At 44.2% G+C, this 26,566-nt stretch carries 31 protein-coding genes and 1 tRNA gene; all 32 read left to right on the top strand.

Annotation, left to right across the window (positions count from 1 at the left end; genetic code table 11):
* The first annotated feature begins 96 nt into the window (after window positions 1-96).
* The 32 genes from ftsH to HMPREF1040_RS04900 all read left to right on the top strand — a co-directional run bounded on the left by ftsH (window position 97) and on the right by HMPREF1040_RS04900 (window position 26,545).
* Window positions 97-2,016, top strand: a complete 1,920-nt coding sequence (ftsH, locus tag HMPREF1040_RS05060; protein ID WP_007392867.1) for an ATP-dependent zinc metalloprotease FtsH — start codon at window positions 97-99, stop codon at window positions 2,014-2,016.
* Between the two features lie 181 nt (window positions 2,017-2,197).
* Window positions 2,198-3,169 carry a biotin--[acetyl-CoA-carboxylase] ligase gene (locus HMPREF1040_RS05055; RefSeq protein ID WP_007392822.1) on the top strand — a complete coding sequence of 324 codons (972 nt, stop codon included), beginning with the start codon at window positions 2,198-2,200 and terminating at the stop codon, window positions 3,167-3,169.
* A gap of 147 nt (window positions 3,170-3,316) precedes the next feature.
* Window positions 3,317-4,081: a type III pantothenate kinase gene (locus HMPREF1040_RS05050; protein WP_007392842.1), complete on the top strand. Its 765-nt coding sequence runs from the start codon at window positions 3,317-3,319 to the stop codon at window positions 4,079-4,081.
* Window positions 4,065-5,069 carry a tRNA dihydrouridine synthase DusB gene (dusB, locus tag HMPREF1040_RS05045; RefSeq protein WP_007392913.1) on the top strand — a complete coding sequence of 335 codons (1,005 nt, stop codon included), beginning with the start codon at window positions 4,065-4,067 and terminating at the stop codon, window positions 5,067-5,069. Before HMPREF1040_RS05050 ends, dusB begins: the two co-directional genes overlap by 17 nt.
* 77 nt (window positions 5,070-5,146) lie before the next feature.
* The gene (gene greA / locus HMPREF1040_RS05040; RefSeq protein WP_007392916.1) at window positions 5,147-5,632 is read left to right on the top strand and encodes a transcription elongation factor GreA; all 486 of its coding nucleotides are present in this window, start codon (window positions 5,147-5,149) and stop codon (window positions 5,630-5,632) included.
* Window positions 5,633-5,648: 16 nt separating this feature from the next.
* Complete coding sequence (gene lysS, locus HMPREF1040_RS05035; protein WP_007392888.1) at window positions 5,649-7,157, top strand: lysine--tRNA ligase; 1,509 nt, start codon at window positions 5,649-5,651, stop codon at window positions 7,155-7,157.
* Window positions 7,158-7,272: 115 nt separating this feature from the next.
* A tRNA-Arg gene (locus tag HMPREF1040_RS05030) sits at window positions 7,273-7,349 on the top strand.
* A 562-nt stretch (window positions 7,350-7,911) separates the two neighbouring features.
* Window positions 7,912-8,793: a phage replisome organizer N-terminal domain-containing protein gene (locus tag HMPREF1040_RS05025; RefSeq protein ID WP_007392870.1), complete on the top strand. Its 882-nt coding sequence runs from the start codon at window positions 7,912-7,914 to the stop codon at window positions 8,791-8,793.
* A 41-nt stretch (window positions 8,794-8,834) separates the two neighbouring features.
* Entirely contained in the window at window positions 8,835-9,023 is a 189-nt protein-coding gene (locus HMPREF1040_RS05020) for a hypothetical protein (protein WP_007392856.1), read from the top strand.
* Window positions 9,007-9,546 carry an N-acetylmuramoyl-L-alanine amidase gene (locus HMPREF1040_RS05015; RefSeq protein WP_007392897.1) on the top strand — a complete coding sequence of 180 codons (540 nt, stop codon included), beginning with the start codon at window positions 9,007-9,009 and terminating at the stop codon, window positions 9,544-9,546. Before HMPREF1040_RS05020 ends, HMPREF1040_RS05015 begins: the two co-directional genes overlap by 17 nt.
* A gap of 14 nt (window positions 9,547-9,560) precedes the next feature.
* Window positions 9,561-9,761 (top strand): hypothetical protein, encoded by a 201-nt coding sequence (locus HMPREF1040_RS05010; RefSeq protein ID WP_007392814.1) that lies wholly within the window; start codon window positions 9,561-9,563, stop codon window positions 9,759-9,761.
* A gap of 49 nt (window positions 9,762-9,810) precedes the next feature.
* Entirely contained in the window at window positions 9,811-10,032 is a 222-nt protein-coding gene (locus tag HMPREF1040_RS05005; protein WP_007392835.1) for a DUF2922 domain-containing protein, read from the top strand.
* A gap of 63 nt (window positions 10,033-10,095) precedes the next feature.
* Complete coding sequence (locus HMPREF1040_RS05000) at window positions 10,096-10,632, top strand: sigma-70 family RNA polymerase sigma factor (RefSeq protein ID WP_007392883.1); 537 nt, start codon at window positions 10,096-10,098, stop codon at window positions 10,630-10,632.
* 292 nt (window positions 10,633-10,924) lie between these two features.
* Window positions 10,925-11,731, top strand: a complete 807-nt coding sequence (locus HMPREF1040_RS04995) for a pyridoxamine 5'-phosphate oxidase family protein (RefSeq protein WP_007392816.1) — start codon at window positions 10,925-10,927, stop codon at window positions 11,729-11,731.
* 51 nt (window positions 11,732-11,782) lie between these two features.
* The gene (locus HMPREF1040_RS04990; RefSeq protein WP_007392819.1) at window positions 11,783-12,754 is read left to right on the top strand and encodes an AraC family transcriptional regulator; all 972 of its coding nucleotides are present in this window, start codon (window positions 11,783-11,785) and stop codon (window positions 12,752-12,754) included.
* A 574-nt stretch (window positions 12,755-13,328) separates the two neighbouring features.
* Window positions 13,329-14,780, top strand: coding sequence for an S-layer homology domain-containing protein (locus HMPREF1040_RS04980; RefSeq protein ID WP_007392824.1), 1,452 nt, complete (start codon window positions 13,329-13,331; stop codon window positions 14,778-14,780).
* A gap of 364 nt (window positions 14,781-15,144) precedes the next feature.
* Window positions 15,145-15,633: a molybdenum cofactor biosynthesis protein B gene (locus HMPREF1040_RS04975; protein WP_007392926.1), complete on the top strand. Its 489-nt coding sequence runs from the start codon at window positions 15,145-15,147 to the stop codon at window positions 15,631-15,633.
* A gap of 74 nt (window positions 15,634-15,707) precedes the next feature.
* On the top strand, window positions 15,708-16,271 hold the full coding sequence (cobU, locus tag HMPREF1040_RS04970; protein WP_007392882.1) for a bifunctional adenosylcobinamide kinase/adenosylcobinamide-phosphate guanylyltransferase: 564 nt from the start codon (window positions 15,708-15,710) through the stop codon (window positions 16,269-16,271).
* A complete protein-coding gene (cobS, locus tag HMPREF1040_RS04965) occupies window positions 16,268-17,014 on the top strand; it encodes an adenosylcobinamide-GDP ribazoletransferase (RefSeq protein WP_007392907.1) in 747 nt (248 codons plus the stop codon). The genes cobU and cobS overlap by 4 nt, the downstream gene beginning before the upstream one ends.
* A 24-nt stretch (window positions 17,015-17,038) precedes the next feature.
* On the top strand, window positions 17,039-17,692 hold the full coding sequence (gene cobC / locus HMPREF1040_RS04960) for an alpha-ribazole phosphatase (protein WP_007392866.1): 654 nt from the start codon (window positions 17,039-17,041) through the stop codon (window positions 17,690-17,692).
* A gap of 8 nt (window positions 17,693-17,700) precedes the next feature.
* On the top strand, window positions 17,701-18,417 hold the full coding sequence (locus HMPREF1040_RS04955; protein ID WP_007392872.1) for a pseudouridine synthase: 717 nt from the start codon (window positions 17,701-17,703) through the stop codon (window positions 18,415-18,417).
* A gap of 63 nt (window positions 18,418-18,480) precedes the next feature.
* The gene (locus HMPREF1040_RS04950; protein WP_007392859.1) at window positions 18,481-19,548 is read left to right on the top strand and encodes a Xaa-Pro peptidase family protein; all 1,068 of its coding nucleotides are present in this window, start codon (window positions 18,481-18,483) and stop codon (window positions 19,546-19,548) included.
* Window positions 19,549-19,562: 14 nt separating this feature from the next.
* Window positions 19,563-20,120: an elongation factor P gene (gene efp, locus HMPREF1040_RS04945; protein WP_007392844.1), complete on the top strand. Its 558-nt coding sequence runs from the start codon at window positions 19,563-19,565 to the stop codon at window positions 20,118-20,120.
* Window positions 20,121-20,182: 62 nt separating this feature from the next.
* Complete coding sequence (locus HMPREF1040_RS04940; RefSeq protein ID WP_007392900.1) at window positions 20,183-20,572, top strand: Asp23/Gls24 family envelope stress response protein; 390 nt, start codon at window positions 20,183-20,185, stop codon at window positions 20,570-20,572.
* Between the two features lie 8 nt (window positions 20,573-20,580).
* Window positions 20,581-21,006 (top strand): transcription antitermination factor NusB, encoded by a 426-nt coding sequence (nusB, locus tag HMPREF1040_RS04935; protein ID WP_007392917.1) that lies wholly within the window; start codon window positions 20,581-20,583, stop codon window positions 21,004-21,006.
* Complete coding sequence (locus HMPREF1040_RS04930) at window positions 21,003-21,950, top strand: peptidase (protein WP_007392858.1); 948 nt, start codon at window positions 21,003-21,005, stop codon at window positions 21,948-21,950. The genes nusB and HMPREF1040_RS04930 overlap by 4 nt, the downstream gene beginning before the upstream one ends.
* A gap of 1 nt (window position 21,951) precedes the next feature.
* Window positions 21,952-23,160 carry an exodeoxyribonuclease VII large subunit gene (gene xseA / locus HMPREF1040_RS04925; RefSeq protein ID WP_007392891.1) on the top strand — a complete coding sequence of 403 codons (1,209 nt, stop codon included), beginning with the start codon at window positions 21,952-21,954 and terminating at the stop codon, window positions 23,158-23,160.
* A complete protein-coding gene (xseB, locus tag HMPREF1040_RS04920; protein WP_007392903.1) occupies window positions 23,144-23,383 on the top strand; it encodes an exodeoxyribonuclease VII small subunit in 240 nt (79 codons plus the stop codon). Before xseA ends, xseB begins: the two co-directional genes overlap by 17 nt.
* Complete coding sequence (locus HMPREF1040_RS04915) at window positions 23,370-24,257, top strand: polyprenyl synthetase family protein (protein WP_007392929.1); 888 nt, start codon at window positions 23,370-23,372, stop codon at window positions 24,255-24,257. Before xseB ends, HMPREF1040_RS04915 begins: the two co-directional genes overlap by 14 nt.
* Window positions 24,258-24,272: 15 nt before the next feature.
* The gene (locus HMPREF1040_RS04910; protein ID WP_007392877.1) at window positions 24,273-25,076 is read left to right on the top strand and encodes a TlyA family RNA methyltransferase; all 804 of its coding nucleotides are present in this window, start codon (window positions 24,273-24,275) and stop codon (window positions 25,074-25,076) included.
* Window positions 25,077-25,085: 9 nt separating this feature from the next.
* A complete protein-coding gene (locus tag HMPREF1040_RS04905; RefSeq protein ID WP_036257673.1) occupies window positions 25,086-25,958 on the top strand; it encodes an NAD(+)/NADH kinase in 873 nt (290 codons plus the stop codon).
* 5 nt (window positions 25,959-25,963) lie between these two features.
* Window positions 25,964-26,545 (top strand): class I SAM-dependent methyltransferase, encoded by a 582-nt coding sequence (locus HMPREF1040_RS04900; protein ID WP_007392884.1) that lies wholly within the window; start codon window positions 25,964-25,966, stop codon window positions 26,543-26,545.
* The last annotated feature ends 21 nt before the right edge of the window (window positions 26,546-26,566 follow it).

Raw genomic sequence — 26,566 nt, 5'->3', positions numbered from 1 at the left:
TTATAAAATAGTTGTTGCTTCTTATGAATTGTGGTAAGATAAAACCATATAATTTGAATGTCGTGTATATAAATACGATGCGAAAGGAGCAGTATTTTGAGTAAATTTGCACGTAATGTACTTTTGAACTTATTAATTATTGTAGCAGCCGTTACTATTATTAACGCATTAATGGGGCGTCATGTTGATAAGACAGAAATATCGTACACTGATTTTTTAAATCAAATACAAGAGAAAAAAGTGGATGCCGTACAAATTACGGCGGATCACCAAATTGAGGGGCAATTAAAAGACGGCACGGCTTTTACATCGTATGCACCAACGGATGCTGCCTTGCTACCGGCATTGCATGAAGCAAATGTGAACATTGTCGCTAAACCACCCAAACAACCATCATGGTGGATGAGCTTACTCAGTTCGGCCTTGCCGATCATTATCCTGATCGGGGTATGGTTCTTCATTATGCAACAAACCCAAGGTGGGGGCGGCCGTATCATGAACTTTGGCAAAAGTCACGCTAAGCTGCATGGTGAAGGAAAAATTAAAGTATCCTTTGCGGACGTAGCCGGTGCGGATGAAGCGAAAGAAGAACTGGCTGAAATTGTAGGCTTTTTGCGGAATCCTCAAAAATATAATGACATTGGAGCGAAGATACCCAAAGGGGTTCTCTTATTTGGCCCTCCCGGGACAGGGAAAACCCTCTTGGCTCGTGCCGTTGCCGGCGAAGCTGCCGTGCCATTTTTCAGCATTAGCGGTTCCGATTTTGTGGAAATGTTTGTGGGCGTAGGGGCTTCACGTGTGCGTGACCTCTTTTCACAAGCCAAGAAAAATGCACCTTGCATTGTCTTTATTGATGAAATTGATGCGGTTGGACGGCAACGTGGTGCCGGTCTTGGCGGTGGGCATGATGAACGGGAACAAACGCTCAATCAATTACTCGTTGAAATGGATGGCTTTGGTGCGAACGAAGGCATTATCACCATTGCGGCCACGAACCGTCCGGACATCTTAGATCCGGCCTTGTTGCGTCCGGGAAGATTTGACCGTCAAATCACGGTCGATCGTCCTGACTTACGGGGACGGAAAGCTATTTTGGAAGTACATGCCAAGGGTAAACCCCTAGGTTCTGACGTAGATTTGCGGACGATTGCGAAAAAGACCCCCGGTTTTACGGGTGCCGACTTGAGCAACCTGCTAAACGAAGCGGCCTTGCTGGCAGCTCGTTCCAACAAACGAATTATCAACATGCCGGAAATGGAAGAAGCAAGTGAAAAAGTTTGCTTTGGTCCTGAACGGCGGAGTCATATTATCAGTGAAAAAGAAAAACGGCTAACGGCTGTACACGAATCAGGCCACGCCTTAATTGCTTACTTACTACCGGAAGCCGATCCGGTACATAAAGTAACGATTATTCCACGAGGACGTGCGGGTGGCTACACGATGATGTTACCGGAAGAAGAACGTTCATACGAAACAAAATCGTACTATCTTGCCCAAATTCGCGTTGCCTTGGGTGGCCGTGCGGCTGAAGAAGTATACTTCAACGAAATCAGTAGTGGTGCTTCCGGCGATTTACAAAACGTAACCAACATCGTTCGACAAATGATTACTCGCTTAGGCATGAGCGAAAAATTAGGACCTATGATTTTTGGAGAACAACAAGAACAAGTTTTCCTGGGCAAAAACTTAGGCCACGAACGAAATTACGGAGAAGGCGTAGCAGAACTTATCGACCAGGAAATGCATGACATTGTCAGCACTGCATATAAAGACGTATTACAAATGCTGCGTGACCATCGTGACACGTTGCAACGTATGTCGGATGCTTTGATCGAAGAAGAAACGATTAACAGTAAAGAAGTAGATAACTTAGTTCGCTATGGAACGTTGACGGAACCGACGGCTAAAACGGAAGAACCCGTTGCTCAAACAACAAGCGGTGCCGACGGTGAAGAAGAACCTTCCGATCGGAGTAAAGAAGTCGGCTTCGATAATCAAGACACTGTAGATAATTAAGAAATCATACATTCTCCTTACAGAGGCGTGAGGAGAATGTTTTTTTTGTAACATAATCGTCCCCTTTTGTAACAATGTTGACATAATTAATATCTATGCTAGAATTATGATAGGTTATTAACAACATGAACATAAATTGCGATAATAGAACGGATCTGCATGCACGAGTTGAGGTGAAACGATGAGACAAGATATCTTAGATTACTTATTAGCCCATCAAGGGGAATTTATATCAGGACAACATATTTCTGAAGCATTAGGTATATCGCGGACCGCCGTTTGGAAACATATACGGGTGTTGAAAGCACGTGGTTATAGCATTGAATCGTATACCAAACGCGGTTATTGTTTACGGGAAGCACCGGAATTAATCGTTCCGAAAGAAATCATGGAACAACCTGGTACGGCCGTCTTTGGTAAACGGGTTGAATACGTAGAACGGATCGATTCAACGAATAACTACGCTAAAAAATTGGCTGATGCAGGTGCTCCGGAAGGAACACTCGTTATCGCCGAAGAACAAACGGGAGGACGCGGTCGTCTAAACCGTTCCTTTTTATCCCCCTATGCCCAAGGGCTATGGTTTTCTCTCATTTTGCGACCGCACGTATCGCCGCTGGAAGTATCCAAACTGACGTTGCTTGCGGCCGTGGCAGTCACTCAAGTATTGCGGAAAGCCGGCCTTATTGACTGCGGTATCAAATGGCCGAATGATGTGTTAGTAAACGGCAAAAAAGTCGTGGGCATTTTAACCGAACTCAACGCATCGGTGGAACAGATTAATTACGTTGTCATGGGCATTGGCATCAATACGGGCATTCAGAAGAAAAAAATACCGCGTGACCTCAAAAAAATTGTCACCAGTTTTGCCATTGAAAATGTTGACGTCAAACGGAATGAACTCTTAAAAGAGATACTTGTTGCCTTTGAACGCCTTTATTTTACCGTTGCCGAACAAGGATTTACATCCGTTCTCGAAGAATGGAAACGCCTTTCTTGCATGCTCGGAAAAGAGGTAGAAGTATCCTCCATCGACCGCGTATTTCAAGGTAAAGCGGTTGATTTAGACGAATGTGGCAACCTCTTAGTCGAAACATCAGCGGGAATGGAACGCGTGCTAGCCGGCGATATTCACGTTCGCTCTGTCGAATAATCTAATTGTAAGCGTGACATAGACTTATTTTCTACGATAAATAAGTCTATGTTTTTTATTGTGAAATAGTACACAAAAGCTATTCAAGAACAGAAAACTTTGTTATTATAGTAGACGTAGTTATTTTATTATAGGGGAGTTTGCTATATGTTATTAGTTATAGATGTAGGTAATACCAATATCGTATTAGGTGTTTTTCAAGGTGAAGAATTATTAGATCATTGGCGTATTTCGACAGAACGCTTGCGGACGACTGATGAATATGGGGTTTTGATACGCAATTTATTTTACTTAAACGGGGTCAATGCGGATGCGATTGATGCGATTATCATCTCTTCGGTGGTACCGCCGGTGATGCCCACGTTAGAACGGATGTGCCAACGGTATTTTGGGCTGGTGCCACTTGTTATCGGGCCGGGAGTCAAAACGGGTATGGATATTAAATACGATAATCCGCGTGAAGTCGGTGCCGATCGCATTGTGAATGCTGTCGGTGCTTACCATAAATACGGCGGACCGGTGATCATCATTGACTTTGGCACGGCTACAACCTTCTGTGCTGTCGACAAAAAAGGCAATTACCTCGGTGGTGCCATTTGCCCCGGCATCGGTATATCTACAGAAGCCCTCGTGCAGCGTACGGCTAAATTGCCACGCATTGAAATAAAACGCACTCCGCGTGTCATTTGCCGGAACACCGTAGAGAGTATGCAAGCAGGTGTCTTCTATGGCTTTGTCGGTCAAGTGGATGGGTTGATTTCGCGGATACGGAAAGAACTCGGTGCTACGGCAAAAGTCGTTGCCACGGGCGGTCTTGCTGTTGTCATTGCCCCGGCAACCAAATCGATCGACGTTGTCGAACCGTTGCTTACCTTGGAAGGATTGAGAGTTATTTATGAACGAAATCGCTAAGCCCTTGCAGATTGGGGATGTTTGCCTTGATGCACGGGTGATCTTAGCCCCGATGGCAGGGGTGTGCGATATACCGTATCGCCTTATTGCACGTGCACATGGTGCGGCTCTTGTTTGTACCGAAATGGTGAGCGATAAGGGTCTTTTATACCACAATGAACGCACACAGGAGATGCTCGCCCTCGCTGCGGACGAACATCCCGTGTCCCTGCAAATCTTCGGCTCCGATCCCACGTCTATGGCCCGTGCGGCCGAAGCGGTTGAGCGAGCCGGTGCGGACATTGTTGACATCAATATGGGGTGTCCGGTGAAAAAAGTAGTCAAAAATGGTAGTGGTGCTGCTCTGCTACTCGACCTGCCACGGGCAGAAGCCATCATTAAAGCCGTTGTTGGGGCCGTGCATATTCCCGTCACCGTTAAAATGCGTACCGGTTGGGATGCCCGGCATATTGTCGCCCCCGAACTTGCTAAACGAGCACAAGCCGCCGGTGCGGCTGCTGTGGCCGTCCATGGTCGCACGCGGGAAGCCTTATACAGCGGTACCGCCGATTGGTCGGTCATCAAAGATGTCGTTGCAGCGGTGACTATTCCCGTCATCGGGAATGGCGACATTCGTAGTGGACCCACGGCTGTATCCTGCTTGGAGCAGACCGGCTGTGCCGCCGTCATGATTGCCCGTGCCGCACAGGGAAATCCATGGATTTTTTCCCAAGTAAATCACTATATCTCTACGGGCAAGGAAGAACCGCTACCCACACCCGTAGAAAAATACAAGCAAATGCTTGCTCACTTTGAGGCGTTACTCGCCTATAAAGGTGAATATATCGGTATCCGTGAAATGCGTACCCATGCCTCTTGGTATACTCGTGGTCTACACGGAGCCGCGGCCTTACGCGAACGCATTAATCGCACTCGTTCGGCGGCAGCCTTTCGTTCCGTCGTCCAAGAAATGCTCGAAGAGGCAGAAAAGTTTGACATAGGTACGTGATTTGCCTATAATTAAATTTACGATAAAAATATTATAGATAAGATAGCAAGGAATATATTGAATAAAGGAGTACCATCATGAATTACGAAACATTGATTACGCAAGAAGGCTTACAAAAATTAAAAGATGAATTGAATGAATTAAAATCGGTTCGCCGTATTGCCGTATCCAAACGCATCCAAGAAGCTATTGCCTTAGGCGATCTTAGCGAAAACTCAGAATACGATGATGCGAAAAACGAACAAGCCTTCATTGAAGGGCGTATTGCCGAATTGGAAGGAAAAATTCGTACGGCGAAAATCATTCAAGAATCAAACGACAGCACTGCAAAAGTACGGCTGGGTTCACGTCTTATCTTAGAAGATGTGGAAACGGGTGAACGCTTTGAGTACACTGTCGTAGGTACAGCCGAAGCCGACCCCTTTAACAATAAAATTTCCAACGAATCGCCCGTAGGCAAAGCCATTTTAGGTAAAGTTATCGATCGGGAACAACCTACCGTTGTGAGTGTAAAAGCACCGGCTGGCGAATTGTGCTATCGGATACTACCACCGGAAGAATAAGGGGAGAAGGAATACTATGGCAGATACAAAGCAGACAGAACAGACAACACAAGACATAGAAAAAGTAAATGACCAAATGCAAGTACGGCGGGATAAGATGCAACAATTTATTGATGCAGGTATTTATCCATTTGGTGAAAAATATGAATGGGATCATCATACACAAGACGTAAAAAAAGCTGCTGAAGCACTCGAAAAAGAAGAAACGCCCGTACGCGTAGCGGGTCGTTTGATGGCCTTACGCCGTCACGGGAAAACGGCCTTTTGCGTACTGCGTGATATCAGCGGGGAAATACAACTCTATTTCCGTAAAGATATATTAGGCGAAGCATCGTATGATCTCTTTAAACTGCTGGACATTGGTGATATCATCGGCGTAGAAGGGACGGTCTTTACAACCCATACGGGGGAAACGACCATTCGTGTCTTAGGGTGGAACCTTTTGTCGAAAGCCTTACGTCCTTTGCCGGAAAAATTTCATGGCCTGACGGACAAAGAAACACGGTATCGCCAACGCTATGTCGACTTAATCGTCAATCCTGAAGTGAAAGACACCTTTATCAAACGGGCTAAGATTATCAAAGGCATACGCCATTACCTGGAAGAAAAACAATTTTTAGAAGTGGAAACGCCCATGCTCCATACCATTGCCGGTGGTGCGGCGGCCCGTCCCTTTAAAACCTATCATAACGCCTTAGACATGGAAATGTATTTGCGAATTGCCCCGGAACTCCACTTAAAACGCTTGATCGTGGGTGGCTTGGAACGGGTATACGAACTCAATCGTTGTTTCCGTAACGAAGGCATTGATACTCGTCACAATCCTGAATTTACGACGGTCGAACTATACCAAGCGTACGGCGATCTGGAAGACGTCATTTCCATTACGGAAAACCTCGTAGCTGAATTGGCCCGCTCTCTTTATGGCACTACGAAGATCACCTACATGGACACCGAAATTGATTTGACTCCGTCATGGAATCGCATGACCATGGTCGAAGCGATTGCCCATTATACGGGTGAAGACTTTACGGGGATTACGGATGTCACTACGGCCCGGGCAATCGCCGATAAATTACATGTACCCTATACGGACTTTGATGGCGTGGGTAAAATAATTAACGCTTGCTTTGAAGAATATGTAGAAGAAAAACTTATTCAACCGACAATCATTACGGGGCATCCCCTGGAAATTTCACCACTTACGAAACAACAACGGGATAATCCTTTGTTTACGTATCGCTTTGAAGCCTTTGTCTATGGTCGGGAATTGGCTAACGGCTTTTCCGAATTAAATGATCCCTTAGATCAACGGAATCGTTTTCTTGCACAGATGGAAGAACGCGAACGCGGCGATGATGAAGCCCATCAAATGGATGAAGACTATTGTCGTGCGTTAGAATACGGCTTGCCGCCTACGGGTGGGTTAGGCATCGGCATCGACCGACTGGTTATGCTCTTAACTAATAGTGCTTCCATCCGGGACGTCTTATTATTCCCCACCATGAAACCGACGGAAAGATAAGAAACAAGGAACATCATTATATATCCATACAACAAAAGAGGCCTCTAGCCGGGGTCTTTTTTTGTTCCTTGACAAGGTATAATGATTTATGTATAATAAATAAGTCACTAAACGTGACTCGGTAGCTCAGCTGGATAGAGTGACTGACTACGAATCAGTAGGTCTAGGGTTCGAATCCCTACCGGGTCACCAGAAAAAAAGATGTTACAACCATTGGTTGTAACATCTTTTTTTTTATCTTTTTTTTTTGTCATATATAGTCATCTAAAACAAGGGGAGAACACGCCTTGTCTACATGTATATCTTATGTCCGCAGCGTGTCATGCGTGTGTCAGCGTCCCACAGTATGCTTGTTTGCTTAGGCATAAATCCCCTAGGTAAGCCATTTCTTTTTTTTATCTCTTATATAAGAAGAGATAAGAAGAGATAAGAAAAGAAGAAGAAAAGATAAAAAGAAAAAATAAAATAAATTAATAAAAATTTAATCTTTTCAACCAATAAATTAAATTAACTAAGCATGATAAAAAAATACCCCTAAAGAAAGTAGAAACATAAAGCAGAAGGATAATATCTTTTGTTCTATGATAAATTATCATATAAAAATTAATATTTTATAGAAAATACCGTATAAAATTAAAGAGAAAAAGAAAATTTATGTAATTTCAAAAAAAGTGTCCCTTTTTCCTCGCTCGATGGTAATAAATAGTAGAAGGGTAAATTTCCCAACCACGTAAACCCAAAGGAGCGAGCGAAAATGCAACGACTGCAATGGTTAAAAATCGATATCGGAATCATGGATGATCCACGCATGATGTATATGTTAGAACAAAAACGAGGTGCCGAGTTGTTTACTTTTTGGATCTACTTACGGGCTCTCGCAGGTAAAGTAAATGATCACGGTAGAATCAGCGTGACGGGTAGTGTACCCGTAGCGATGAAAACCTTTGCCATGCGATTGCGTAAAAAAACGGCTTTCATCATGGAAGCATTAGCATTGTTTGAGTCGTTGGAATTGATTAGTCGTGATGAAAATGGGGTTATCACGTTGTTGGTTTGGGACGAAATTCAAGGCGTAACCGTGAGCAAACGGGATGTGTCGCGGTCACGTGCTGTGGGCAGTCCGCAGGCGATACCACCCGCAGCAGCGAAAACGCCGGTGACACCACCCGCAGCAGCTGCTACCAAAGTGGTAACCGGGGCTACTGCTGCTACCAAAGCGGCAGCACCGACAAAGACGGCCCTACGCAAGATGTCGCCGCGTGATACCTATCCCTTTACGCAAGCGAAAGCGGAAGTAAAAACGATGTTGGCGGCTTGTCGTCAAACCTTGGCAGAGAACTTTACCCTCGTACCGGAATCCATACCGACGCCGCAGCAAACGTCACCCAAACCGCGTATATACATGCCCTTTACGGAAGCAGATTACATCAAACGCTGTGTGGATGACATTACGGAGGAGGAGCGAAGTACGTATGGCATTGAAATTCATCATGCTTATCAAGCATACTGTAAGGAAGTGCAGAAAAAAAGCCGTTGGTTTACACGGATGCGGCGAGGTGACGAACGGTTAGAAACGTTTATTAGTGCTACCCCTTTATGGGCGGCATCAACGATAAAAAGAAAGGAGACAGGATGAACAAAATAATTCAATTCTTAAGGAGTCCTGTAGGAGAGATCATGGTGTATGTTATACGCTTTATCTTTGACCGCTATGCTATTTCTCCGCAGGCTCGACGGCAGACCGGCGAGGGCGATACATCCCTCGTAGGTATTGCCCTTGGTGGGCAAGAGGCAGCCGTACAAATGTCCGTCCAGCAAGACGGAACAACTACGCGAAAGGAGCAAAACGATGAAAGTATTTCTTAATCCGGGACACGATCGCAAGCTTGATTCAGGGGCCATCAATCGTACGCTTAAATTACGGGAATGCGATTGGGCATACGACTTGGGTATTCGTGTCAAACGCTATCTGGAAGAGCAACAAGTGACAGTCGAAATGGAACAACAAGACAATCTTTATGAGGTTTGTGAACACGCCAACAAAAGCGGGGCAGATCTCTTTGTATCCTTGCATTTTAATGCATTTAATACGCGTTCCAGTGGGACAGAGGTATTCGTGAGCAATACACCGCCTAGTGTACTTTTAGGTCATATCATTCTTTCCCATATACACGCTGTATTGCCCTTGCCTAATCGGGGGATTAAGGAACGAATGGAGCTGTTCGTTCTCCGACAAACGATCATGCCGGCCGTCTTAGTTGAACCGTGTTTTATTGATAATAATGCTGATGTGCGTATGTATACAGGGAAAGAAGATGCCTGTGCCAAAGCTATTGCCACAGGGATCATGCAATATCCGACCCTAACGAATCACGCACAAAAGGGCTAAAGGAGGTGAAATATATGTCAGAACAAAAAAGCGTAACTGCAAAAATGAAAGTGTGCATGGTAGCTAATGGTAAAAACCATTCGTTTACGATGGCGAAGCTGAAAAGCGATGCTAATCCACAGCAAATTTATGCCGTAGGCAAGGCTGTGGGTGCATGGCAAGAAGGTGATGTGACAGAAGTGCATGAAATCGTGGACACGAAAATTGAAGGCTAAGCTAATAACGTGTCAGCAGGTGGTGTCATGAAGAAAGGAGGTGGAGTAGATGAATAAAATTACTAGTACCCTACAAATTGCGTTGGCAACAGAAACAGGCAAATGCGTACGCTATTCGTTAAAAAAACCGAAAAATGATTTAACGAAACAAGCTGTAGAAGAAGGCGTAAAAACGCTGTTAGAAGCGAAGATTTTTGCCGTAGACGGGCATGACTTAATGACCTTAAAAGAGGCGATCATGGTACGTCGTACAGTAGAACCGATAGCCTAACAAAAGAATATGGCGGTGCCGTTATATCCTGGCGGCACCCCTCATTTTAAGGAGGTTAGATCAATGGACACAATAAGGCACTATATACGAGAAATGCAACAAGGTGATATGCGCAACGTGGGTACATTAATTGAGATGTTTCAACCTTTCATGTGGAAGCTAACCAGGCAACATCGTGATATTTTGGAACAAGATGAGATCCAAAGTATTTGTACTATCGCTGTTTTTGAGGGGGCGAAAGAATACGATTTAGCCAGTGACGTGAAAGCTGTTTATTATTTCTTTAGTAAAATGAGTAATGCCGTTCGCCGAGAGATACGGCGTACCCTCCTTATGCGGATGCAATTACGTAAAGGAGAGCAACAAGAAGTGCAATATTTCGTTTGTCCGGTTGATGATATTGCGTATGCTCAATTAGTATACTTTATTGAAGAAGTGATCAAAGATAAAACTCCTATGGAAAAAGACATTATTCGTGATTATCTACATAGATCTTATACATTTCGAGATTTAGGGAAAAAATATAACATCACTGCCAAAAAAGCTAGCCGTATTGTTCATCGGTTGCTGGAGGAACTGCGTAGGGAATGGAAAAAATAACACGTAGCGTTAAACTTGTCAATCTACGTTTCCCGGTGATGTGTGTATAAGGAAAAACGGTAGCATAAGAGGCCTCCTTTTTTAGGCGCGAGGAGGTCTTTTATGATGAAATAGGGATCATGCTTTTGCACAAGGCCGCATAACGGGAAAGGGGGAGGTAGTTGTCTTGTCCGGGGGAAGGGAATGTGGGGAAATATGTTTCGTGCTGATGTTTTTTTATTGACAATTTCTATCGATGTCTTCATAATAAATATGATACGTTTTATTATGTAACTAATATGGGGGCGATAATATGGCAAATTCATTATTTTTGTATAAAGGAGAAGATGCTAAGCGGGTGGCATGTATGATGAGCAGTATTGTATGCATGGGACGGTATGCACCCTTAGCAGCTACGGTGAATATGAAGTCGTACGGACGGTTGGTATTCGTGCTGGAAGAAAATGAAGTGGCTGCGTTAGCAACCTATGCGATGCCGGAAGATCATCCAAAATGGTTGGGGTTGGTAGTAGTAGGAAGTCATGCTGAATATATGATGAATATTCCTAATTTAGGCGATTTTTCCTTTACGGCCTTTGTTGATAAAACGGTGTTGGAACAGGAAGCGATTGTTGCTGCTGAAGGGATGACGAGAGCGATTAAGCTGCCGCATAAAAATGATCCCGATGTATTACAGGCGATGGAAACGTTTTTACAGGCCCATAATACGTGTGCGTTAGCGACGGGCTGGGGTGAAAATGTACATTCTACGCCTATTGAATATATTTATCATCAGGGTAAGTTGTATATGTTTAGTGAAGGCGGTAGAAAGTTTGCGTATTTGTATCGTAATCGTTATGCGAGTGTGTCCATATTTGATCCGTTTACGGATTTTCAAACGATTGGTGGTTTGCAAATAGACGGCACAGCACGGTTCATCGAACCGGATGATGAGGAATATGCCGGTATTGCGGCGGCACGTGGGCTTACGTTGGAAAAATTAAACAAGATGGCCGTCATGTTGCATGTTATTGAAATTACACCGCATAAAGCACGCTTTTTGTGGGGCGGCTTTATGAAAGAACATAAAGCACCTAGTCAGATATATGTGTTTGCTTAGTAGCAAGAGGAAAGAAGGTAGTAGCGGTAAAACCTAACGGGAGGGGCCAATATGACAGATTGCGAAAAAAAAATGCATGTAAATGGTATGGGGGACATGAAAGTTATTGAATCGACTAAGGAACGAACGATTGTTTCTTTTAAAAATAAGGAAGGCGAAGTGACGCTTACGCGTTGTCCCGTATTTCCCGGGGTAGATGTGATGTATATTGACGCACATATTGAGTCGTTTTCGTTTGGGGGACCGCCATTACCCAATGTTTTTGCTATTAATCATTGCGAGGACGGGCGGGTCGAGTGCCAATTCAATAATGGCGAGTATTTGTATATGAGTCGTGGGGATATGTCGATTAGTTGGCGTGATCATGGCGAGTATTGCCATACATCGTATTTTCCCTCTTCTTTTTATCGCGGGTTATCGTTAAAGATAGATGTGGGAAAAGCAGAAGCGACGATTCGTCAATTATTGGATGATCCCGCGTTGGAGTTGAGCGCGTTGTGCAATCGCTTTTGTGGGCATTCATCGTTTGGCCTGTTGTTGGACGAAAATCCGAATATGAAACACTTGTTTTATGAATTGTATCATGTGCCTGAGTCGATTCGCTTTCGCTATACGCGGTTAAAGGTGTTAGAAATCTTGCTCTTTTTGGGTACGCTTAAACCGGAACAGGAAACACAACGCACGTATTTGACAAAACGTCAGGTTGATGTAGTAAAAGCCGTGCATGAGGAATTAACTTCGCGGATGAAAGAACGCGTGACGATTGAACGGTTATCGGAAAAATATGGTATTGCACCTACAACGCTAAAACGGTGTTTTAAAAGTGTGTATGGTAGTACGATTGGGCAATATATTAAGGATTTTCGTATTGCCGTAGCCAAGCGGAAGTTACAATTAAGTGATGAGAGCATTTTGGCTATTGCCAATCATGTGGGATATGAAAATAGCAGTAAATTTGCTGTGGCCTTTAAAAAAGGAACGGGCATGTTGCCGAAAGAGTATAGAAAAAAATTTCAGGAATAAGACAAAAGAAATAAAATAAAAATAAATGTCTAAATGGATTATTTTGTGACTGTTTGGAGTAGAATTGGTAATAGGGATGGGATATACTATATCTGTAATTATCATTATCCCCGTAATGATAATAGTGTTTCGTAATGATGAAATGGCACTACCCCATAGGACCCCTCTCCTTTACCATTTCGATTGCGAAACCTACAAAAAGAGCACAGCAGGCAATCTTTTGTCGGCTGTGCTTTTTTTGTGTAAAGAAAATGATAAAAGGGCTATTTATAATAAAAGTATAGTATTTATACAGCATGTTTGGGAATTACTAACGAGCAATAGGGTAATATAAATGAATTTTTTTTCTATTTTGGAAGACTCTTTTTTAGGAAGGGATACGAGAAAGCAGTGATTTACCGCAACCTAAAAGTAATGAGAAAACAGAAAAGGACGCATGTTAATGAAAATAACATTCAAAAAGTTTGACAATATAGTAAAGTGTGTTATAATGACTGTATCACTAAAGTGATACAGTATGATGTTGTCGGTAGACCCTGAATAGTAAAAGAGAGGAAACAAGGAATACTCGCCAATGAACTTCATGGGAAAGCAAGGACAACATCAACTATTTTATGAAAAGAGGTTGATTGTCATGAAGAAAAACAAAGTATTAGCTGCGTTAGTAGCTACGATGGCTGTTGGTGCTACATGTGCTTTTGCAGCTAACCCGTTTGTTGATGTTCCTGCTGATAGCTGGGCTTATCAGTCTGTTGTTTCTATTGCTAACTCCGGTATTATCCAGGGTGTAGATGGCAAACATTTTGAAGGTAATCGTAACATTACTCGTTATGAAGCAGCTGAAATCACGGCTAAAGCGTTGGCACATGCGAATCGTGCAAATGCACAACAACGTGCTGTTATCAATCGTTTAGCACAAGAATTTGCAAGCGAATTGAATAATTTGGGCGTGCGTGTTTCCGATTTGGAATCTCGTGTAGGCACGGTAAAACTTTCGGGTGATGCACGGGTTCGTTTCCGTCATCAAGCCGGAGAAGAAAGTGTAGCACAGAAATGGAAAAAGGGAGCAAAAGATGGCGAATTTGTTGCTGATGGCGCTGCTACCAAGAAAAAAGCTGAAGCTCAAAAATCCGGTGATGCATCCTGGGATTACAATGTACATTTAAATGCAGATGCCGCAGTCAATGATAAAACAACCGTGCATTTCGGTGTATTTACGGATGATCAGGGATTTGACAGCACGGCTAAAGCAGATGAATTGCATGCCTTTGTTAACAATGCAAATATCGAATATGCACCTACGGATAGCTTGAATTTACAAATTGGTCGTATTGATGGATATACCATGGGTAATGCCTACGGCTATCAATATGGTGACGTTTTAGACGGTGCTATCGTTAAACAGCAAAATGATCAGTTCGCTATTACGGCAGGTTATGGTAAATTAGTTACTTCGAACCCGAAAGTAAAAACTGGTTTTGGTGAAGTAGAAGGATTCTTCGGTGATGGTGCCGCAGCCGGCGTATATTATAATAGCTTCAATAAACTTGATGACTTAAAAGCCGAATCTTTATGGGGTGCTTATGCTACAGCTAAAGTAGGCGGCAATGTAAGTGCTATGGTTAATTACGAACAGGTTAACCAGACCAAAACGGCTAAAGATGCAGCTAAAAAAGCTGGTCAAAAAGAATCCCCGGCTGTATGGGTTGGTCAACTCAAATTTAATGATGTAGATCAAGAAAAAGCTGGTAGCTGGGATGCATGGGTAGAATATCTCCACGCTGAAGATGGTGCAATGGTAGGAAACTCTTCCGCATCATGGCGTGCAGATACGGAAAATGTTAAATCTTGGGGCATTGGGGTAGATTACACCCTTTCTAAGAATGTTGTTTTAAAAGCAGCTCAAACATTAGGCTCGAAGTACATCAATAAAAAGGTTTCGGGCGAAAAGAAAGATGGCGGTACAACGACGACGGTTGAATCACCGGCAGAATATACGACAGTTTCGTTGAACTTCTCGTTCTAATAAGGACTGGAAAGCACATTTGTAAGTGCTTTTATATAGGAATATAATTTCACCCGATATACGGCGTAATTAGTAATGATACTGATTACGCCGTATTTTTTATGGCTTATCCCTTGTGTATTTTATATGGCTTATCCCTTGCATGGAGGACATAGGGTTACCCTTTTTTTCGGTTCAGGTACATGCATACCGTAAGAATATAGCGTAGGGACCATGCTTTTGTGGGGGTATTGTGCAGGAATAAGGACGGGGATATTTTTTTGATAAATGTATCTTGCCATAAAAAAGACATTTTCTTTACGCCGTATCAATGGTATAATAAAAAAAAGACACTTAGTTGCAACGGAATAAAGGAGGGAGTGAATTGCTGGAACGGAAGGGAGAACGACCGTTACGTACGGCCATATTGACGATTAGTAATAGTCGTACGTTTTCTGATGATACCAATGGTTTAATGATTCAGTCAGCCCTTACGAATTATGGGCATCATGTCGTGGATTATGCTATTGTTAAGGATGATCGTGATGCCATTACACGACATATTCATGAATGGGTATGCAGTGTAGATATGGTTATTACTAGTGGTGGAACAGGCTTGGCTGAACGGGATGTGACCTTGGAAACGCTTACGCCGATGATGGAAAAGACGATTCCCGGCTTTGCAGAGATGTTGCTTTTCTTTGCGTATCGCCGCTCGTGCGGAGTGGAGGCCTTAGCGTATCGTTCGGTAGCAGGGTTAATTCATCAATGTTTGGTATTTGCCTTACCGGGGTTGCCCAGTTTAATTAAAATAGGCATGGAACAGATTATTTTACCGGAAGCCAATCATTTGTATGGAGAAATAAAGAAATAAGTGGTATGTAAGCGTTTCCTCTTTTTTATCGAAGAGGAAACGTTTTTTGACGGTAGAAGAGAGAAAGGAGTCGTATGAAATCATCTTTTTTTTTATGTACGGGCGGTACGAGGAGCGGTAAAAGCGAGTTTGCCGAACGCTTGGCGATGACCCTGCCAGGCAGGCATGTATATGTAGCAACGGCACGCGTAGATGATGAGGAAATGCAACAACGAGTGGCCTTGCATGTTAAGCGGCGATCGGCTGCCTGGCAGACCGTGGAGACGACATCGTGGTTAGCACCGACGGTACGGCTATTATGGCAAACGGCTGATGTTGTGTTGGTGGATTGTATTACCTTGTATTTGGCAAATGTTTGGGGGACGCATCCTGATGATGAGCTTGAAACGTATATTTTAGCAGATATAAAACAGTTGCTAGCTGATTTTTTTTCGTATGATCATAAGTCGCTGATTATGGTGACCAATGAATTAGGGAGCGGGATTGTACCGGCTGATGCGATGACGCGGTTATATCGAGATATAGCCGGGAAGGTAAATCAGTATTTGGCACAGCAGGCACAGTCGGTGTACTTTTCGGTTAGTGGGATTACCATGGAAATTAAGCAGCAGCAAGTGGTTCTTAAGGAGTCTTTATGATAGCATTTTTAGTAGCATTGCAATTTTTAACGCGGATTCCCGTTACGAAGGGCGTCATATGGACGAATGAACGCTTTGGGCGTTGTCTTGTCTTTTTTCCGCTTGTCGGGATGGTTCTCGGCTTGCTGTTGTGGGGCTGGTATGCCGTATGGATACAGTGGCTGGATTCGTTTTATGTAGCTATTATCGTGACGGGAACGTGGCTTTTTCTTACAGGGGGCATTCATGCGGATGGCTATATGGATACGGCGGACGGCATCTTCTCAGGACGGGATAGGCAGACGATGCTTGCTATTTTAAAAGATAGTCATGTCGGGGCAAATAGCGTGATGGCCTTTGTTTTTCTCGTATTGTTGAAGGTGTGCTTTTTGGCGAATGTGTCACCGCGGCTTATGAGTAGCGTCTTGGTGGGGGTTCCCGCAGCCGCACGGCTGGCCACGGTTACGGGCGTTTCTTGTTTTCCCTATGCACGTAAAACGGGGTTGGGGCAGATTTTTAAAACCTATGCACCGGCATATACGTTAGGGGGGGCTATTGTGTTGGCACTTCTTCCCTGTGTGGTGGGGGGCATGTTTTATTTGGTTTTACTTGGGTTTTCTATATGCATTTCCTTAGTGGTGAATCGATATATTACGTCGCTCTTAGGTGGCCTTACGGGCGATACGTATGGTGCCGTGGTGGAGTTAATAGAAATGCTTTTGTTGGGGTTGGCTGTAGTCTTACCACAAGTAGGCATAGGGTAATCATATATATGGGAGGAATGTAGGATGATTAGGTTATATTTAGTTCGTCATGGTGAGACGGATGGCAATGTGAATAGATGGTATCAAGGAACAACGGATATCCCCTTAAATGAGCGAGGGCGAGCACAAGCAAAGGCCTTGAGTCATTATTTTGCGTCGATTCCCTTTACGGCGATTTATAGTAGTACCCTTTCGCGGGCCAAAGAAACGGCGGAGATTGTTGCGGCACCGCATGGTCTTAAGGTACAACCGTATGCGGAATTAAGCGAAATTAATTTTGGTGCATGGGAAGGGCATACATACGAAGAAATTCAGCAGTTGTGGCCCGGTGAAATTGATGCCTTTTATCGCTCTCATGGTACGCAGCGTGCCACGGGCGGCGAATCTTTTTGTGATGTCAAGGAACGGACGGTAGCGAAAATTCATGAGCTTATGCAGCAACATCATGATGGCGATCAGGTGATGATTGCTTCGCATGGAGCTTCTATTCGGTGTATGTTGTTTGGCTTACTTGATTTGGAAATGTCACGTATTTGGCGGTTTCAACAGTATAATACGGCGTATAATATCATTGAGTATTATGGTCAGCGGAATGTGGCGACATTGATTAATGGTATTGCTCATTTAGAAGGCACTACGGGGTGTCAAACGAATTGGACGAATACGAATAGATTATAGGTGGGAAGATGAAAAAATCAATGCGGTTAGATAAGATATTAAGTCATAGTGGATATGGTAGTCGCAAAGACATAAAGGCGTTTTGTAAACAGGGGAATGTAACGGTGGATGGCGTGGTTTGCAGGGATAGTAGCTTGCTCGTGCAGCCCGAAGCGGTTGATATTCGCGTGCAGGGGAAAGTACTTTCGTATGAAGCCCATTATTATCTCCTGTTGCATAAGCCGAAGGACGTTATATCGGCTAGGCGTGACGAAAAGGAAAAAACCGTCGTGGATTTATTGCCCCCGCTATATGCTCATGCCGGTGTGTTTCCTGTCGGCCGCTTGGATAAGGATACGACCGGCTTGTTGCTATTAACGAATGATGGGACGTGGGCCCATCGTATTATGTCGCCTAAAAAACATACGGCGAAAAAGTATGAAGCCGTTGTTGCAGGCCAGATCCCTGCGGATATCCAAACGTGCTTTGCCACCGGCTTGGTGTTGCGTGATGGCACGGTTTGTCAGCCCGCACAGGTTCAGATACGGGAAGCGAATGTCTTAGACATCACCATTTATGAGGGGCAGTATCATCAGATAAAACGGATGTGTGCAGCCGTAGGGCTTAGGGTGTGTCACTTGCATCGCCGTGCTATTGGGGGATTAGTACTAGATGATACCTTGCCTATGGGTGCATGGAGAAAATTAACAGCAGAAGAAAGAGAGTTACCTTTTGTATGTAAATAATTCTATTCAAAATAGTTTCAATATGGTATGATAAGATGTACAGTAGATGTAGGAGAATCATAAATGGTACAAGAAAATGTAACGCGATTACGAGCGTATATGCAGTCCATTCAAGCTACGGCTGTGTTGTTGTTGCAACCGGAAAATATCCTTTATTTTAGTGGGTTTACGGGTGGCGAAGGCGCACTTGTCGTTACGGCAACACGAGCGGAATTATGGACGGATGCACGCTATTTAGAGCAAGCGGCCCAACAAGCCGGCTTGTTATATGAAATTAAAAATCATCAAGGAAAATTGGCATCTTGTATTGCCCGGACGTTGACGGCTGAACAGGTGGCGACCGTGGCATATGAACCACAGGGGCTTACGTATTTTATGTATGAAGCCTTAGCACAAGAAACGACAAGTTCCTTTGTTCCTGCTGATGTGGTGTCCTTGCGAGCCGTTAAACAACGGGCTGAAATCGCCTATACACGCCGTGCGTGTGCTATTGCCGATAAGGCGTTTGCCCAAACGGTAGCGGAACTTCACGCAGGTATGACGGAGCGTGAAGTGGCAACGATGTTAGAAAGTAAGATGCTGTTGTTGGGTTCAGAAGAAAAATCGTTTACGACAATTGTGGCATCAGGTACCCGTTCGGCTATGCCTCATGGTACAGCTACGGATAAAGTGATTGAAGTGGGCGATTTTGTGACGTTCGATTTCGGTGCCGTGTGCCATGGCTATCATTCTGATATGACGCGTACGCTTGTTATGGGGCGTGCTTCAACGGAACAAAAGGAATGGTATGCGTTGGTACAGGAAGGGCAACGCCTGGGCGTGTCGTTACTTCATGTGGGGGCCTCTTGTCGGGATATAGATGCACAAGTACGAGCGTTTTTTGCACAACATGGGGTAGAAAGGTATTTTACGCATTCGTTAGGACATGGAACAGGGTTAGAAATTCATGAAGCACCGGTATTATCCCCGCGGTCTACGGAAACATTAAAAGAAAATATGATAGTTACGGTAGAACCGGGATTATACATAGAAGGCAAATATGGTGTCCGTATTGAGGATTCCCTTGCCATTACAGCGACAGGCTGTGAATTATTAACACAGACATCAAAAGAATTGATGGAACTGGTTTAGGAGGAATTTTAAGGATGATTACAAGTAATGATTTTCGACCAGGCGTTACGATTGAAATTGATGGTCAAGTATGGCAGGTTGTTGAATTTCAACACGTAAAACCGGGCAAGGGAGCAGCCTTTGTTCGGGCGAAAATTAAAAATTTGGAAACGGGCGCCGTTGTAGAAAGAACTTGGAATGCCGGTGAAAAAGTGCAAGATGGACATGTTGATCGTAGACAAATGCAGTATTTATATGAAAATGACGGCATGTACTGTTTCATGGACAATGAAACGTATGATCAAATTGAATTGAATAAGGAAAATCTTGGTACGGCAATTAATTTTCTAAAAGAAGATATGACTGTATCCGTGATGATGTTCAAAGGGAAGGTTATTGGCATCGATTTACCGGCTGCTGTGGCTTTAAAGGTTATTGAAACGGATCCGGGCGTACGCGGTGATACGGCAACAGGTGGCAGTAAGCCGGCGAAGTTAGAAACAGGGTATGTGGTTAAAGTGCCGCTCTTTATTAATGAAGGGGAAGTACTTCAAATTGATACGCGTACGGGCGAATATATGGGTAGAGCATAATACAGCGGTTTTAAAAAGCGATGAGTGTATCATCGCTTTTTGTGAATTTAAGGGAGATAGGTATGGATAAGGAAATAACGGCTAAGTGGGGAGATGTTCATATTTCGCAGCGAGCGATTTCCTTGCTGGCGGCTAAGGCGGCACGAACCGTTACGGGGGTAGCTGATTTAGAGGCAACGTTTGCGGAAACGGCAGCCCTTAAAATGGGACGCCATAAGCCCGCGTATGGTGTAGAGATAATGATACATGAGCAGGAAGTGGAGATTACGTTACGGCTGGTTATTTGTTATGGTTGTCGTATACCTGATGTGGCTTTAGCAGTACAACAAAAGGTGAAACACGAGGTGGAACAGATGACGGCGTATCAGGTAAGCGCGGTGCATATTGATGTACAGGGCATTGATTTTGACCATCCGGTGACAAGCGGTGATGGCGACGGTGAAAGGGGATAATAGGTAGCGTGAGTAGACATAAAGAGCGACAGGAAGCGTTAAAAATTTTATATTCGCGGGAATTTCACTTGCCGGGAGATGTGCAGTTTGCAGAGCGAGAAATATTGGATGATGTTGTCGCAGAGGGGAGTGAGCAAACAGCGCCGCTCGCATCCTATGTTACGCAGTTAGTGCAGACGGTGACTGACCATAAAGCGGAATTAGATGCGATTATTTCTGAATTGGCTATCGATTGGGATATTACGCGATTTAATTATACGGAAAAAAATATCATGCGGTTAGCCTTAGCGGAATTGGTGTATAATACAGAAGAAATCCCTGCAGCGGTCATCTTGAATGAAGCGGTTATGCTGGCAAAAGAGTTTTGCGGTGAAAAAGCGGCTCGGTTTATTAATGGGATGTTAGGAACTTTTTACAGGAAGAGAACACGATGAAAGCATTTATAGGAATTGATACGAGTTGTTATACGACTTCCCTTTGTTTGGTAGATGCGAAGTTTCGGGTGTTAGCAGATGTCCGTAAAGTGTTGCAAGTGCCGGTCGGTAAGCGTGGTTTGTCACAATCGAATATGGTTTATCAACATACGCGTAATCTGCCTGAATTATTTGAACGATTGCGTCCGTTGTTTAAACAATATGCGGTTGCGGGCATAGGCGTGACGAATCAGCCGAGGCGTAATGAACATTCGTATATGCCGGCTTTTTTAGCCGGATTGGGCTATGGCCGTTCTTTATCTGCTTTATTGGGGATACCCTTATATACGATTAGTCACCAAGAAAATCATGTGTTAGCAGCTATGCGTTCGTTAGGGGAGGTATGGGAAGAGCCGTTTTTTGCGTTGCACGTATCGGGAGGAACGACCGAGTTAATTCGCTTCTTACGGCAGTCTGCGGTGTGGCAGGCAACTTGTATCGGCGGTACGAGTGATGTGAGTGCGGGCCAATTTATTGATCGCATCGGCGTAGCCTTAGGCTTTTCCTTTCCTGCGGGTGTGCATGTGGAGCAAGAGGCACTAGCTGAACGAGAAGCAGTAAAAGGGGATGTCGTGTTTTTTAAGGATGGGTATATTAGTTTTTCTGGACCGGAATCGCAGGTGCAAAGAGAGATAAAAAAAGGAAGGCATCCGCATGCATATTATTGTAAGTGGACGCTGGTGACGGTATGGAATGGGCTTGTTCGCTTATTAGAAACGGCACTTGCACAGGGGATGACGCGTTTAGTTGCCGTAGGAGGGGTCATGTCGAATAGGTATATTCGCAGCCAGATGGAAGCCTTTTGTCAACAAAGAGGCATTCAACTTGTCTTAGCACCTCCCGGATATAGTTCTGATAATAGTGCGGGTGCCGCTTTTTGGGCGGCCTGGCAAGAAAGAGGCTAATATGGAGTGTGAATCCGTTACGGCGGTAGTTCGCCGTTTAAAGCATAATGTAGAAGGTGATTATACGCTGCGAAATATTGCGATGGTAGGCAATATTTTAGGCTTGCAACGAGCTTCGGCCGGACATTATTACATGTCTTTACATGATGAACAATGTTCCATACGGGCCATTTTTTTTAGAGGTCGTGTAGGAGCTATGATGGATGCCGTCAAAGAGGGCGATCAAGTAGTTGTTGTAGGATCGTTAAATGTATATGAAAAAGGAGGTTCTGTATCGTTTATTATTGAACGACTTTTTTCTCAAGGCATAGGCACGCTACAACAGCAATTGGAAGCACGTAAAAAAGCACTTGCCGCAGAAGGGCTTTTTGATGAAGCCCATAAAAAAATGTTACCCCGTTTTCCTTGGCGTGTAGGGGTATTAACGTCAAAAACAGGGGCGGTGTTACATGATATTCATAAGATTGCGGCAGAGCGAAATCCGTATATTGACATTTGTTTGTATCCTATTCCGGTGCAAGGCGAGGCGGCTATTCCGGAAATTGTGCAGGCCTTACATGAAGCAGGTAATAATGAACGGTTGGATATATTGATTTTAGCTCGTGGCGGCGGTTCGTTAGAAGATTTATGGTGCTTTAATGATGAACAGGTCGTGCGTGCCGTATTTCAGACAAAGGTACCTATTATTACGGCGATTGGCCATGAAACGGATACTACGTTAGTGGATTATGCGGCGGATGTACGGGCGGCGACACCTACGCATGCTGCCGAGTTGGCTTTTCCGTCCATTACGGATATAGAAATGACGATTGCTCAAATGATGGATGTGGCAACGAAGCGTATACAGGTGTATATAGATGATTATATGCATAAGGTAGAACGGACGCTGCTGTCCGTGCGTCCTGAACAATATAAGACCGTATTGTCGTTACGTCAGGAACAGGTAGAGGCACAGTTGCGTCTGATGACACAGCGGTTAGCCTACATTTATGAACAGAAACAAGGGCAATTGGAAACACTTATGGCACGGCTTAATGGAGATAATCCGGCACGGTTAGCTGCCAAGGGGTATGGCCAAGTGTGTTGCAGGCGGCAACGGGTAAAACGAATAGCGGAGGTATCCGTTGGCGATTTGTTAGACATTCAACTGGTTGATGGGCAAATTCAAACAGTAGTAAAAGGAGTGAAACCGTATGATAAGGGGCAGTAAACAATTAACCGATTTTGAAGCGAATTATGAAGCGTTAGAATCCTTAGTCAAAACCTTGGAAAGCAAAGATTTGACGTTGATGGAATCGTTAGAAGTATATGAAAAAGCAATGAAAATGGGTGCTGCTTGCTCCCAGGCATTGGAACATGCACGCCAACGCGTACAGGCATTGGCCGAGGTGCAAGGGATTTCGGCACAGGAGTCAAGCGATGACGACATGTGAGGCGTATCTAAAAAAGCAAAAACAGTTGGTGGAAGCACGGTTACAAACCTTGTTACATACGGAGGATAAAGGGTTTGCATCGTTATATGAAGCGATGAATTATAGTTTACTCGCCGGGGGCAAACGGGTGCGACCAACGTTGTTACTGGCTACGGTAGAAGCGTTGGGTAAAACAGCGGCACCGTATCTGGATGTGGCTTGTGCGTTAGAATGCATACATACGTATTCGCTGATTCATGATGATTTGCCGGCGATGGATGATGATGCGTTACGGCGGGGGAAACCAACGAATCATGTGATGTTTGGTGAAGGTATGGCTATTTTGGCTGGCGATGGGTTGCTTACGTTTGCGTTTGAATTATTAGCCGCACAGCAGCAGATTGAGGCGGCGAAAAGGTGCCAATGCATGGCCGTTATTGCTCGTGCTGCCGGCCCCGCCGGGATGGTAGGCGGACAGGCCTATGATTTAAATGCTGAAGGTAATATGCATATTGGCGTAGAGGGATTACAATTTATGCATTACCATAAAACAGGAATTATATTTGAAGCGGCGATTGAAATAGCGGCTATTTTGGCGGACGCAACACCGGCTATTCGAGATTGTTTGCGGACATATGCCTATCAGTTAGGGTTGACATTTCAAATTACAGATGATATATTAGATTATTCCGGCGATGCAGCTATGTTAGGAAAACCGGTCGGTAGTGATGCCAAAAATCATAAGGCGACATATGTGACGTTATTTTCCTTAGCAGAAGCACGGTCGATGGCTCAAGAAGCGGCGACAAATGCGATTATGGCGGTGTCTGCATTGGGTGAAGAGGCGTGGTTTTTACGTCAGCTGGCAACGTATCTGCTGCAACGTGTGAGGTAAAAGAAGAGGGTATCTATGCAACAAAAAGAGCGACTGGATGTACTTTTAGTAGAAAAAGGGCTTTGTGAAAGCAGGGAAAAGGCGAAAGCTACCATTATGGCCGGGCTGGTGTATGTCGATAATAAGCGCGTGGATAAAGCGGGGACGAAAGTACTCGTGTCGGCACCCGTTACGGTAAAGGGAAAGGTCATGCCGTATGTCGGGAGAGGCGGCTTAAAATTGGAAAAGGCGATTGCTTCTTTTTCGCTTTCTTTAGAGGCTAAAACGATGCTGGATATCGGTGCTTCAACGGGTGGTTTTACAGATTGTGCCTTGCAACATGGTGCGGCTAAAGTATTTGCCCTGGATGTGGGATATGGGCAATTGGCGTGGTCGTTGCGTACGGATGCACGGGTCGTCAATATGGAACGTACGAATATACGGTATGTCACCTGTGAGGATATAGGAGAACCGGTTGATTTTATTTCTATTGACGTTTCCTTTATTTCGATTTTAAAAATTATGCCGGCGGTGGTTCCCTTATTACGGTGGGGCGGACAAATGGTCACCTTAATTAAACCGCAATTTGAAGCTGGTAGAGAATGCGTTGGCAAAGGCGGTATTGTGCGTAATGAAGCCGTTCATCGTGAGGTGTTGTTGCGTGTTATTGCGGGCATTCATGCACAGGGCATATCCCCCTTAGCGTTGACGTTTTCGCCGATTAAAGGTGCTGATGGTAATATTGAATATTTGTTGTTTTCTTGTAAAGAGGAAACACCGCGACTGCTTGTTACGCCGACGATGATCGATGCGGTCGTTAAGCAGTCTCATGAATTGTAGGTGAGCAGGTTGCGTATTGGAATTTTTCCGAATTTAACTAAACCCGAATGCGGGTTGTGGATCCCTTCGTTTATACAAGTATGCGAGAAACATGGGGTGGATGTGGTATTACCTTCTTATGTTTTAGAAAGTACACAAGCCATATATCGATCCATTGATGCTGCGTATTATCAGCCATGTGATGAACTGATGCCAACGATTGACATAGCCTTCATTTTAGGCGGCGATGGAACGGTACTGAAAATGGCCCGTTCATTTGCCCTGGCACAGGTGCCGGTGTGTGCGGTTAATTTTGGGTCTTTAGGATTTTTATTTGAAGTAGAACCGACGGAAGTAGAACATTGGTTGACCCGTATATTGGCTGGGGATTATCATATAGAAGAACGCATGATGCTGAGTGCTGCATTATGTGAGGGCGAGAACGTAAGCAAGGTCTTGCCCCTGGCGTTAAATGAAATTGTTATCGCCCATGGTAATGTCGGGAAAATGGTGCGGATCGATGTGTATATTGATGGTCATTTTGTTCAGCAATATCCCGGTGACGGTATTATCGTTTCTACGCCTACGGGGAGTACGGGATATAGCTTTTCCGGGGGAGGTTCGATTGTCGCCCCACAAGTAAAATGCCTGATGGTTACGCCGATTTGTCCCCATTTACTCTTAAAGACGCCGTTTATATTGGACGAACAAGCGGTGCTTACATTTTCTTCTGCCCCGAGTCGGAATAGTGTTCGCATTTCCATTGACGGGATGACGGATCAAGAACTTCCGCGTACGGTATCCTTGCGGGTAAGTCGGTCTGACTATGCATTGAAAATGATTAGATTTACAGAAAAGTATTTTTATACTAATTTATTTACGAAGTTGGCAGGAAAGAGTTAAGCGTAATGGAAATGTTACATCATGCCGTATCCCTTTGTCATATGCTCTTACGTCCCTATCTGCAACAGGCACATGTCGTGGTGGATATGACTTGCGGTAATGGCAAGGATACGGTGTTTTTAAAGCGATACATGCAAGATGGCGCACGCTTGTATGCCTTTGATATACAGCCGGTGGCCATAGCACGAACAAAAGAGCGATTGCTTCAGGCGAAGGTGTGGGATCCGTCGATTTGTTTGCGGTGTGGCTCGCATGAGCAATTGGTCTTGGCAATAGAAGAAAATATTGATATTTGCGTGTTTAATTTAGGTTATTTGCCAAAAGGTAATCATGACATTCAAACTACATGTGCCACTACCATAAAAGCTATTAAATTTTGCTTGCATAAACTTTCTGAAAATGGGATAATTATGGTAGCTGCATATCCAGGTACACCCATAGGTAAAGAGGAAGCATTGGGGCTTGCTTCTTTTTTACAGAAGCTACCGCAGTCGATGTTTCATGTATCTTTATGGAACCCGTTAAATCAAATACATGAACCGCCCATTTTATATATTATTCAAAAAAGAAAAACAAAAGGACGATAGGCTTACCGGAAAAAAGGAGAG

This window comes from Megasphaera sp. UPII 135-E (assembly GCF_000221545.1).
In the GTDB taxonomy this organism is placed as follows: Bacteria; Bacillota; Negativicutes; order Veillonellales; family Megasphaeraceae; genus Megasphaera; species Megasphaera hutchinsoni.
This window is presented reverse-complemented; position numbering and strand designations above follow the sequence as displayed.

What these genes read in the sequence shown, in the direction of transcription:
- HMPREF1040_RS05055 (WP_007392822.1), top strand. Translation starts at nt 2,198, where the DNA reads ATGAGACAAGATATCTTAGATTACTTATTAGCCCATCAAGGGGAATTT.
- HMPREF1040_RS05050 (WP_007392842.1), top strand. Translation starts at nt 3,317, where the DNA reads ATGTTATTAGTTATAGATGTAGGTAATACCAATATCGTATTAGGTGTT.
- dusB (WP_007392913.1), top strand. Translation starts at nt 4,065, where the DNA reads ATGAACGAAATCGCTAAGCCCTTGCAGATTGGGGATGTTTGCCTTGAT.
- greA (WP_007392916.1), top strand. Translation starts at nt 5,147, where the DNA reads ATGAATTACGAAACATTGATTACGCAAGAAGGCTTACAAAAATTAAAA.
- lysS (WP_007392888.1), top strand. Translation starts at nt 5,649, where the DNA reads ATGGCAGATACAAAGCAGACAGAACAGACAACACAAGACATAGAAAAA.
- HMPREF1040_RS05025 (WP_007392870.1), top strand. Translation starts at nt 7,912, where the DNA reads ATGCAACGACTGCAATGGTTAAAAATCGATATCGGAATCATGGATGAT.
- HMPREF1040_RS05020 (WP_007392856.1), top strand. Translation starts at nt 8,835, where the DNA reads ATGGTGTATGTTATACGCTTTATCTTTGACCGCTATGCTATTTCTCCG.
- HMPREF1040_RS05015 (WP_007392897.1), top strand. Translation starts at nt 9,007, where the DNA reads ATGAAAGTATTTCTTAATCCGGGACACGATCGCAAGCTTGATTCAGGG.
- HMPREF1040_RS05010 (WP_007392814.1), top strand. Translation starts at nt 9,561, where the DNA reads ATGTCAGAACAAAAAAGCGTAACTGCAAAAATGAAAGTGTGCATGGTA.
- HMPREF1040_RS05005 (WP_007392835.1), top strand. Translation starts at nt 9,811, where the DNA reads ATGAATAAAATTACTAGTACCCTACAAATTGCGTTGGCAACAGAAACA.
- HMPREF1040_RS05000 (WP_007392883.1), top strand. Translation starts at nt 10,096, where the DNA reads ATGGACACAATAAGGCACTATATACGAGAAATGCAACAAGGTGATATG.
- HMPREF1040_RS04995 (WP_007392816.1), top strand. Translation starts at nt 10,925, where the DNA reads ATGGCAAATTCATTATTTTTGTATAAAGGAGAAGATGCTAAGCGGGTG.
- HMPREF1040_RS04990 (WP_007392819.1), top strand. Translation starts at nt 11,783, where the DNA reads ATGACAGATTGCGAAAAAAAAATGCATGTAAATGGTATGGGGGACATG.
- HMPREF1040_RS04980 (WP_007392824.1), top strand. Translation starts at nt 13,329, where the DNA reads ATGAACTTCATGGGAAAGCAAGGACAACATCAACTATTTTATGAAAAG.
- cobU (WP_007392882.1), top strand. Translation starts at nt 15,708, where the DNA reads ATGAAATCATCTTTTTTTTTATGTACGGGCGGTACGAGGAGCGGTAAA.
- cobS (WP_007392907.1), top strand. Translation starts at nt 16,268, where the DNA reads ATGATAGCATTTTTAGTAGCATTGCAATTTTTAACGCGGATTCCCGTT.
- cobC (WP_007392866.1), top strand. Translation starts at nt 17,039, where the DNA reads ATGATTAGGTTATATTTAGTTCGTCATGGTGAGACGGATGGCAATGTG.
- HMPREF1040_RS04955 (WP_007392872.1), top strand. Translation starts at nt 17,701, where the DNA reads ATGAAAAAATCAATGCGGTTAGATAAGATATTAAGTCATAGTGGATAT.
- HMPREF1040_RS04950 (WP_007392859.1), top strand. Translation starts at nt 18,481, where the DNA reads ATGGTACAAGAAAATGTAACGCGATTACGAGCGTATATGCAGTCCATT.
- efp (WP_007392844.1), top strand. Translation starts at nt 19,563, where the DNA reads ATGATTACAAGTAATGATTTTCGACCAGGCGTTACGATTGAAATTGAT.
- HMPREF1040_RS04940 (WP_007392900.1), top strand. Translation starts at nt 20,183, where the DNA reads ATGGATAAGGAAATAACGGCTAAGTGGGGAGATGTTCATATTTCGCAG.
- HMPREF1040_RS04930 (WP_007392858.1), top strand. Translation starts at nt 21,003, where the DNA reads ATGAAAGCATTTATAGGAATTGATACGAGTTGTTATACGACTTCCCTT.
- xseA (WP_007392891.1), top strand. Translation starts at nt 21,952, where the DNA reads ATGGAGTGTGAATCCGTTACGGCGGTAGTTCGCCGTTTAAAGCATAAT.
- xseB (WP_007392903.1), top strand. Translation starts at nt 23,144, where the DNA reads ATGATAAGGGGCAGTAAACAATTAACCGATTTTGAAGCGAATTATGAA.
- HMPREF1040_RS04915 (WP_007392929.1), top strand. Translation starts at nt 23,370, where the DNA reads ATGACGACATGTGAGGCGTATCTAAAAAAGCAAAAACAGTTGGTGGAA.
- HMPREF1040_RS04910 (WP_007392877.1), top strand. Translation starts at nt 24,273, where the DNA reads ATGCAACAAAAAGAGCGACTGGATGTACTTTTAGTAGAAAAAGGGCTT.
- HMPREF1040_RS04900 (WP_007392884.1), top strand. Translation starts at nt 25,964, where the DNA reads ATGGAAATGTTACATCATGCCGTATCCCTTTGTCATATGCTCTTACGT.